This is a genomic window from Streptomyces sp. NPDC041796 (assembly GCF_055590785.1).
The window spans coordinates 1-7,010 of sequence record NZ_JBVJAH010000058.1 but is presented as its reverse complement, the minus strand read 5'-3'; the positions used below and the strand labels follow the sequence as shown (position 1 = coordinate 7,010).

5 protein-coding genes and 2 pseudogenes are annotated in these 7,010 nt (G+C 69.5%); 1 reads left to right on the top strand and 6 read right to left on the bottom strand.

Annotation, left to right across the window (positions count from 1 at the left end; genetic code table 11):
• Window positions 1–104: 104 nt before the first annotated feature.
• From ACZ6C1_RS38210 to ACZ6C1_RS38190, 5 genes and pseudogenes are all read right to left on the bottom strand, one after another.
• Window positions 105–275 (bottom strand): annotated as a pseudogene (locus ACZ6C1_RS38210) (IS5/IS1182 family transposase); the annotation flags it as partial.
• A gap of 904 nt (window positions 276–1,179) precedes the next feature.
• Window positions 1,180–1,503: a hypothetical protein gene (locus ACZ6C1_RS38205; RefSeq protein WP_469247651.1), complete on the bottom strand. Its 324-nt coding sequence runs from the start codon at window positions 1,501–1,503 to the stop codon at window positions 1,180–1,182.
• Between the two features lie 249 nt (window positions 1,504–1,752).
• On the bottom strand, window positions 1,753–2,988 hold the full coding sequence (locus ACZ6C1_RS38200) for an IS701 family transposase (RefSeq protein ID WP_469247650.1): 1,236 nt from the start codon (window positions 2,986–2,988) through the stop codon (window positions 1,753–1,755).
• A gap of 168 nt (window positions 2,989–3,156) precedes the next feature.
• Entirely contained in the window at window positions 3,157–4,422 is a 1,266-nt protein-coding gene (locus tag ACZ6C1_RS38195) for an IS701 family transposase (RefSeq protein WP_469247652.1), read from the bottom strand.
• Window positions 4,423–4,619: 197 nt separating this feature from the next.
• The gene (locus ACZ6C1_RS38190) at window positions 4,620–4,859 is read right to left on the bottom strand and encodes a hypothetical protein (protein WP_469247649.1); all 240 of its coding nucleotides are present in this window, start codon (window positions 4,857–4,859) and stop codon (window positions 4,620–4,622) included.
• Between the two features lie 348 nt (window positions 4,860–5,207).
• On the opposite strand from ACZ6C1_RS38190, the pseudogene ACZ6C1_RS38185 reads away from it, so the two are divergent.
• A pseudogene (locus ACZ6C1_RS38185) lies at window positions 5,208–5,360 on the top strand (IS110 family transposase); the annotation flags it as partial.
• Window positions 5,361–5,682: 322 nt separating this feature from the next.
• Here ACZ6C1_RS38185 and ACZ6C1_RS38180 read toward each other — a convergent pair.
• Window positions 5,683–6,408, bottom strand: a complete 726-nt coding sequence (locus ACZ6C1_RS38180; protein ID WP_469247648.1) for a hypothetical protein — start codon at window positions 6,406–6,408, stop codon at window positions 5,683–5,685.
• Window positions 6,409–7,010 lie beyond the last annotated feature (602 nt).

Here is a 7,010-nt window from a genome sequence, read left to right as displayed (position 1 = left end):
GGCTCCATCCGGGCCCACTGGCCATTCGTCAGATCCCCACGTCCCACGAAGCACGATCATCAACGAGCAAGATCCACTTTCGCAACAGGCCCTAGACCCAGTTGCGACCGCCAGGAGCACCCGCTGACCAGCACATAGACGACAGCCGCGACCACCGTCTCATCAGGCGTGTTCTGCGTCCCGCCACCCCGAGGCCGCACTTTCGAACGGCTTCGCGATCTCCCAGAAGCCGTCCGCCAAATACAGCTCCACGTTCCCGACCCATGCCGGGACAGCGCCCGCCTCACCGGACACGGTCCAAGCAGGGACCCCGGCGGCCGGCGACGCAGCAGACAGAACATCAGGGGCGGGACAGCGAAACGGCCAGGCCCACCCAGGCCGCACAGCGCCGTGGCTGTCGGCTGGGCGCAGCGGCGGTGCCGGACAGCGGCAGTGCGGCAGCCCGCAAGCTGGCGCAGGAGGGCCTGCGAGGGACACGGAGCGGCAGAAAGCTGGCAACGGCACGGACGGGCTGTCGCAGCGGCAGTCGGCAGTCGGCCAGACGCCCGGGCGGGGGACGACAGCGGACGGGCGGCGGCTGGACGCGGCGACGGGTCGGCGGCAGCCGCCGTGGCCCGGCGCCGCAACCAGGCGCGCGGAACCGCAGGGCCTGGCCAGCGCCGGACCGGCCGCCCTGGAGCGGCGATACGGCGGACGGCGCGACGGAACGTGGCACTGCGGAGGGCTGACGGAGCGGCCGGGCAGCGGGGCAACAAGCACGGCAACCGGACAGCAGCGGGACGGCGGCGCGCGCAGCGGACGGCGCTGGAACGCCGCCTGACAACCGGGTCCCTGCTCACTGGAGATCAACTCCGGCGCCATCGAAGTGACCGTCTGGGACAGCAACCCCACTCCGCCCGTGATCCTCGGCCCGACCCGACCCGTATGGCCAGCACGGGCTGGAGATCGTCATGGCCGTCGGCCAGAGCTTCGCCATCCACGCGCACCGGTGGGCAAGCGGATCACCACAGCGATCGTGCTGGCCGACGACCCCGGCGGAGCCGTCACAGGCCGTCAGCTGTGACTGCGTGAGATCGGAACAGGCCGGTCGCCATCTGGAGCCGGCCGGGGAAGGGCCATGACGCCCGGGGAGGTCGAGGAGCCTGCCGGCAGAACCTGGCGCCCGGCACCCACAGCCCGTCACGCACCGGCCGCCGGTCCCTCCGCCAGCACCACGATGCCGTTCCCGTCCGGTGTCTCCACCACCGTGTTCCCGCACTGGACCAGCAGGCCCGCCACCGCGGCCCGCACCACCACCCGCATCCCGTCGCTGGACGCCCCATGCTGATCAGCCGCCAGTGCGGTGAACCCGTGCGACGTCGTCCAGCTCACCAGCACGCCCGCGGGCGCCCCGCTCACCCGCAGCCCTGGCGTGGTGTCGTCCGCCTCATCGACGACATGGAAGCCCTCCAGCTTCAGGGCATGGCGAACCTGTCCAACAAGCTGGAAATGAACGGGCGGCACCGGCCTCGCCTGCCCCGAAAGAAGCGGATCATGCCATCAGCTGCCGCGGGCCCGTCGAAGCAGCTCACAGCCATGCTCAGTCCAAGCGCTGCTTCCTGCACCCGCAACTACTAGTAGTACTTCGTTAGGTTGATTCGGGTGGGGGGTGTTGTTTCCTGGTCGGTGTTGGTAATTGGTGGTGGCAGGTGGGACAGGCGCCGGTCCAGCACAGCAGCAGGTCCTGCATGGCGTGGAGGACTTGGTAGAAGGTCAGGCCGGCGCTGTTGCTTTTGGGTCCAGGCGGCGGAGGGTGAGGAAGGCGTGGGCGGCGGTGACGAGGGTGGTGTGGTGGTGCCAGCCGCGCCAGGTGCGGCCTTCGAAGTGGTCCAGGCCGAGGCCGTGTTTCATTTCGCGGTAGTCGTGTTCGATGCGCCAGCGCATCTTCGCCAGCCGGGCCAGGTCTCGCAGAGGGGTGTCGGCGGGCAGGCTGGTCAGCCAGTACTCGGTCGGCGTCTTCTGGCCGGTGGGCCACTCGCTCAGCAGGGTGGCCGTGGGCAGAGTGCCGTCCCAGGCGGTGGAGCTGCCTGCCTGGGCGATGGCGTGCCTGCGGGTCGCGATGCCGGCCGGACGCACGGTGTGGACCTTGAACCTCGAGCGCATCGGTCCTTTGGATCCCTTGCGCCAGGTCGCCTCCCGGTAGCTCCTGCGTCCCCCCTCGGCGGCGAGGGTCTTCAGTGGCAGCGCCGGGGTGCGGTAGCAGGAGGCCGGTTTGCGGCCCCTTCCGTTCCAGTCGGGCACGGTGGGAACCGCGTGATGGGGGTGGGCGGACTCATCCGCCCGCACGGCGACCATGTAGTCCAGGCCGCGCTCTGACAGTGCCTGACGGAAGGCGGTGTTCTGGCCGTATCCGGCATCCGCGACGATCACCTTCGGCTCCAGCCCCCAGGCAATCGCCTCGTCGATCAGGTCCAGGGCCAGGCGCCACTTCTCCCGGTGACCCACCTCTTCGGGAACCCCTGCCTTGGCCCGGCGTCCGGCGTCCTGGCCCCACTCGGCCGGCACGAACAGCCGCCACGAGACCGGCACCGAGGCCGTGTCGGATGCGGCATGCAAGCTGACCGCGACCTGGCAGTTCGACTGCTTGCCCAGGGCCCCGCACCACTGCCGGGCCACCGCCACCGACATTTTCCCGTCCTTCGGGAACGACACGTCGCCGATCACCCACACCACGGGATCGACCACCGGCACCGTCTTGACCGCCACCGCCCGCAACACCGCCGCGTGGTCCCACGGCGACTGGCTCACGAACTGCTGCAAGGCCTGCACGTCACCGTCCGGCAGCCGCCCGGCCATCGGCTGGATCGACTTCCGCCGCCCGTCCAGCATCAGCCCACGCAGATAGCAGTCGCCCTTCGCCCGCTGATCCCGACGCGGCACCGAAGCGAACACCTCAGCCACGAAGGCAGCCAACTCTCCCCGCAATTCCTCAACTTCCCCCAAGTCCACCGCGCCACCATGCCCGACGAACCACCCAACGATCAAATCAACCTAACGAAGTACTACTAGGGCTTGGTCAGGTCGGGGCTGGGGTGGGTATGCCGCGTTGACAGGTGGGGCAGTCGCCGGTCCATGTCGTGAGGAGGGTCGGTAGCTCGTGGACGATGCGGTAGAGGCTCAGGCCGGCGCCGTGTCTTTTGGGGCTGTGGCCAGCCGTTGCAAGGTGCAGAAGGCATGCGCGACGGAGACGAGGGTGACGTGGTGGTGCCAGCCGGTCCAGGTGCGGCCCTCGAAATGGACCAGGCCCAGGGCTTGCTTCATCTCGCGGTAGTCGTGCTCGATGCGCCAGCGGAGCTCGGCCAGGCGGACCAGGGTGGTCAGCGGGGTTTCGGCGGGCAGGTCGGACAGCCAGAACTGGACCGGCTCGGCCTGGCCGGCGGGCCACTCGGCCAGCAGCCAGCACTCGGGCAGTTCCGGGCCGTCAACGGCCTGCCGGGTCTGGCGCCCGGCAGGCCGGATCCGCAAGGTGACGAACCGCGAGTACATCCGCTTGAAGCCACTGCGGCCCGTGCCGGGCCGGGAGCCCTCACGCCACCGCACCGGTTTCGCTGCCTGCCGGCCCGCCGCGATGACCAGCTGCTTCACCGACCGCGGCGGGTCGGGGTACTTCGCCACCGGCGGGCGCCCGGTCCCGGAGTACGGTTCGGTGACCGGCACGGCTTCGCCGGGCTGGGCGGAGAGGGTGGTGGAGATGCCCACCACGTAGTTGAGGCCGCGGGCCTGCACGCCGTGCCGGAACGCCGCCGCGTCACCGTATCCGGCGTCCGCGATGGCCAGCGGCACCTCGATGCCCCACGAGCGGGTCTCGTCGAGCATGTCGAGTGCGAGCTGCCACTTCTCCACGTGCCCGATGTCGTCGGGAATGCCGCAGGCGGCGCGGCGGGCGACCTTGTCCGGGTCCGCCTTCACGGATTCGGGCGCCCAGGTTTCGGGCAGGAAGGGCCGCCAGTCGACCGCCGCTGAAGCCTGGTCGGAGGCCAGGTGCAGAGACACGCCCACCTGGCAGTTGGTGACCTTGCCGGCAGTGCCGGTGTACTGCCGGGACACACACGCTGAGGCGTTGCCGTCCTTGAGGAACCCGGTGTCGCCGAAGACCACCGCGGTGGGCCGGATCGCCTTTTCCGTCCTCCAGGCCAGCTGGGCCCGCACATGCGCCGGATCCCAGGGGCTCGTCGTCACGAAGTGGGCCAGCGCCTGCCGGTTCCCGTCCTCACCCAGCCGGGCAGCCATCGGCTCGACCGACTTACGCTGCCCGTCAGTGAGCAGACCCCGCAGGTAGACCTGCCCCCACCGACGCTGGTCGTTTCTCGCGAACGGCTCGAAGACCTCTGCCGCGAAGTCCTCCAACTCGGCACGCACGGATGCGATTTCCTCCGGTGTCAGACGTCCTCAACGCCACACCAAGCCCCCAGGACACGCAACACCAGCCCCGACCTGACCAAGCCCTACTATGAAGCCCCCCACCCCGACGGATGCGGGCGAGCGTCCCCCGGACGGGGCCGACAGATCCCGTTGAGAACCCTGAGTCAGTCATGCGGTGGGTCAGACTCCCCGAGGAACGCTCACGTACATCCTCACTGTTATGCGGCAAGGCCGCGGGCCGTGCGCGTGGGGTGCTCTCCGGGCGTGGCCGGGGCGGACGTGATGTGGCCCGGTCGCGGCGTCTCCGGCTGCTGCTGGGGGGCGTCGTGCAGGTGGGTGCCGACCAGGTAGCCGATCAGCAGCCCCCCGATCCCGAAAACTTTGTGGCGGTTGGCATTCCACCAGGTCGGTGCCGGGGGCTCGATGAGCACTCCTACGACGGTCGGGTCTTTCGCCAAAACGGGTCTCCTCACTCGGAACGGGATGGTGCGTGCGGCCGGGCGGCCTGTCCGGTCCTCGCTCACCCCGCTGGCGGGCCAGGCGAGGTCCAGGCAGGGCCTCGGGTCAGGTGGTCCTACGTTGTTGGTGGGTCAGACGGGCCGTCGTAAGGTCCAGAGATCCAGAGACACCGGGTATGGCTTTCATGTGGTTGCCGTTGACGGGTTCCCCACACCTGGCCGCCCGGTGTCTCACGACGACTCGGCCGCTGATTAGGAGCTGCGGGCCCCTGGGGGGTGATCGCTGAGTAGGACCACGCTGGCGGGGTCATCCGGACGAACAGCACTGCCGAACGACCGGAGGAACAGGTGGCCCAGATCCGGGCGGGCACGGACATCGGCAAGACCCACCACCACTGCGTGGTCCTGGACGCCGAAGGCAATCGACTGCTGTCGAGACGGGTCTTGAACGACGAACTGCAGCTGCTGAACCTGCTCGCCGTCGTACTGGCCATCGGCGACGCGGGCGGGTGCGCTGCCGCCGCTGGTCGAGGCGCGTGGTGTGGGTGTGGGCCAGGTGGTGGGGAACACGCCGTGCTCGGTCGGGAATGAGCGGGACGCGCCGCAGGTGCAGGTCCAGACGTACGGCTCGAGGCGGTTGTCGTCGGGAGGTGGCGGTCTCCTTGGCGGGGTCGTCTTCGTGGCTCTCGTGGAAGGTGCCGACCCAGAACTCGGTGTCCTGCAGCTTCATCGGATCTTCTTCGGCGCTGGGGGTGCTTGGCGGGGCGGTCTTCGGGGTCAGCGTTGGAGCGGGTGGACGTTGTCGGGTTCGTCGTCGATGTCATCATCCGCCGGGGTGGGAGCGGAGTGGGTGGCTTGCAGGTGGAGCGCGGGGTTGAGCGGGTACTGCGGTCGGGTGATTGTGGATGATGGGCCGCAGGGTCAGGCCGCGCAGGGCGATGATGCTGGCCAGCGCCCGCATGAGGGCGGCGAGCCCGGCGGCGGCGCGGCCCCCGGCTGGGGCGGCGGACCAGATCATGGCGAGGCTGCCGATGCCGAAGAGCACCCAGGTGATGCGGGCACCGGCGTTGCCGAGGAACCCGCCGATGAGTCCGAGTAGCCCGGTCAGCTGCCATAACGTGTACAGCGCGGCGGGGGCGACGGCAGGGTGCGCGGCCTGGTCGGCGAGGAACACCCGGACGGGGTAGTCGACCGTGCCCCACAAGCCGCTGTCGTCACCGGCGCCGATGGCCGGGACGGCGGAGAGACCCCTGAGCGTGGCAGAGGCGATGTCAACGGCGGGGTCCACCGTTATCACGATGAGGCTGAGCCCGCCGATCATTGCCGCCGCCTTGATCCAGTTGGCGGCCTCGTGCCAGCTTGCGTGCCGGGCCTGGGATACCTCCTCCCACCGCTGGTAGGGGAATCCGCCCTCGTGCCAGGACTCCTTCCATGCGGTGCACAGTCGTGCGAGGCGCTGCCTGTTCTTGTGGGCCGGGGGCAGCTCGAGCTGGTCGCGGATGCTGTCAGGGCAGGGCTGCCCGTGGTTCTGCCTGACGTTGTTGGACACGGTGAAGCTCCTTCGGTGAAGGTTTGGTGGTGAGAGGTGGCGGGCGGGCCGGAGCCGAGCAGGAATCTCGTTGCGAGGGCGGCGAAGAGCGCCCCGTGGTGCTGCTGTTGTTGTGGAGTTCGGTGTGGTGGGTATCTGGACCCTCGTAGTCGTTCTTCGTGACGGCAGAGTGCGCCTTGCTGATCGTGCCGCCGATGGCGGTGGCATCTGGCCTGGCCCGCGAACGGCGGAGTGACTGTCAGGACGCCGTTCAACGCGACGGAGGCCAGCCCCCGTGAGCACTCCTTTTGGCTCCGCCGTGGGAAGGTGCGGTGGCTGCGCCAGGGCGTAAAGGTTGATGTGGCTCCACCTCCTCCAGGCGGGCGACGTGCCCACGTTGGGGTGAACGCTGTGGGCTGTCCGCCTCGCAGCGGCAGGGTGTGGTCCATCGTTCACGGTCATGCGGAGGCCGTGTGTCGAGCCCACTTCCTCCTGCGGGCCTGGGCTGTCGGCGTACACGGAGAACGCGGCCCTGGCAAGATTTCCGTGACGCCGGGGTGTGCGACCGTGCGCCGGTGACGCTCCGTCAGGGGCGGCGCCAGCATCGTTGAGTGTGATGACAT